Genomic DNA, 1,763 nt, shown 5'->3' with positions numbered 1-1,763 from the left:
TGAACCATACATTACCTGGTGGGTTAGTGAAAATGACAGTGGTCAATCCAATGCCATTAATAAAGGTTTTGCGAAGTGTAATGGTGATATCGTTAATTGGCTGTGTAGTGACGACCTCCTAGCACCAGATGCCTTACACACAGTGGGAAAATACTTTGCCGAGTCGCCTGATATTGACGTCTTAGTTGGTCGCAGCCAAATTGAATATAGGACTGACAATTTAGGTCAACCACTCAAAGGAGCTAATTTTTGGATGACTCTATTTGGGCGAGTATTGCCCTTAGGATTAGGGTCACGACCGATGATATTGGATGCTAAAAAACAGATCTACATTAAAGCTCCTACACTCAAACAAATTGACTTAATTTCTGTTGCTTCTCCCATTCACCAACCTAGCTGCTTTTATCGGCGCAAGCTGCTTGATCGACCTCAACCATTAGATGAAAGCTATGAGTACACCATGGATATTGAGCTATTTAATTATTTCTACTCCCGTGGTGTGCGCTGGCGCGTGATCGAAGAGGTGCTAAGCATTGCTCCAGTAAGTGGTGACAATAAAACCAGCATCGCTGGTGTAAAAGCTACCTATGAATTAGAGCAAATATACAAAACTTACACCAAAGAATTAATCCCTCTAACCTATTGGCATAGACGACTACGTTATCCCTTGGAGCGTTTTATCAAACGTCATCGTGGCCGTCTTTGGTTATACATAGTCGGACCAGTATGGGTTGCCCTCACACTACTATTAAGCCCATTTTATGGTGTTGAAAAAGTTTGGGCACTTAGGTGGACAAAGTGGATTTGATTACTTTTAGGGAACAGGGAACAGGGAACAGGGAATAGGGAATAGGGAATAGGGAGCAGGGAGCAGGGAGCAGGGAGCAGGGAACAGGGAGCAGGGAGCAGGGAGCAGGGAGCAGGTTACCGAAGTCCTGAATGTCTTAAAATTAGGGAAAATTATGGTTCACTATCCGTCTTCACACACAAGTAAAGACACAAGTAAAGACACAAGTAAAGATACAAGTAAATACCAAAAATTAGACCTTAAAACACAAAATAATTTTCCTGTCGTGGGATGTCAGGTAGTAATGTTAGGTGACAACCTTCAGATCAAGGCTGGTATCCCATCAGTGCAGAAGGTTATTCTTCGTAATGCACCCTCTCAGGTTAAAATTCAGCATATTCCTACTACCTGTACTGATGGCAAAAACGGATCAATTACTCGTAAGCTCTTAGTTTTTGGAAAAGCTCTGGGGAAGTTGCTGTGGAGGTTATCCACAAAAAAGACTGATCTGATTCACGTGCATTTTTCTCAAAGGGGTAGCACGCTCCGGAAAATGATTTTGATGCTCCTTGCACTAGCATTCCATGTCCCTGTGGTTTTGCACGCCCATGGTAGCGAGTATAAGTTGTTTTACACTGGGCTACCTCAATGGGCAAAAGGAATAATTAGCTTGGTGTTTCGACAATCTGCCTACTTTATTGTTCTATCACAAAGCTGGAAAAACTTTTACCAGTCCAGTTTCCGACTAAAAGCAGAACAGGTTGTAATTCTTCCTAACCCAGTAGAGTTGCCATCAAAAATTCCAGAGCGCACAAATTCCAAACAAATAATGTTAGTTTTTGTGGGAGAAATCGGTAAACGGAAAGGAGTATTTGATCTGATCCGGGCGTTTGCCTCTCTCTCTCCTGAACAAAAAACTTGCTCAGAATTACTATTAGCAGGGGATGGAGAAGTAGAGCAAGCCTGTCAATTAGTT

The 1,763-nt window shown here is 42.4% G+C and carries 2 protein-coding genes; both read left to right on the top strand.

What is annotated here, in order from left to right:
• The coding region (locus tag F6K53_RS39875; protein ID WP_293085562.1) for a glycosyltransferase at positions 1-808 on the top strand (808 nt) is incomplete at its 5' end.
• 154 nt (positions 809-962) lie between these two features.
• Positions 963-1,763 (top strand): glycosyltransferase family 4 protein (locus F6K53_RS39870; RefSeq protein ID WP_293085559.1); only part of this gene is annotated, 801 nt, incomplete at its 3' end.

Origin of the sequence: Moorena sp. SIO4A1 (assembly GCF_010672065.1) — a bacterium.
Classification (GTDB): Bacteria; Cyanobacteriota; Cyanobacteriia; order Cyanobacteriales; family Coleofasciculaceae; genus Moorena.
This window is presented reverse-complemented; position numbering and strand designations above follow the sequence as displayed.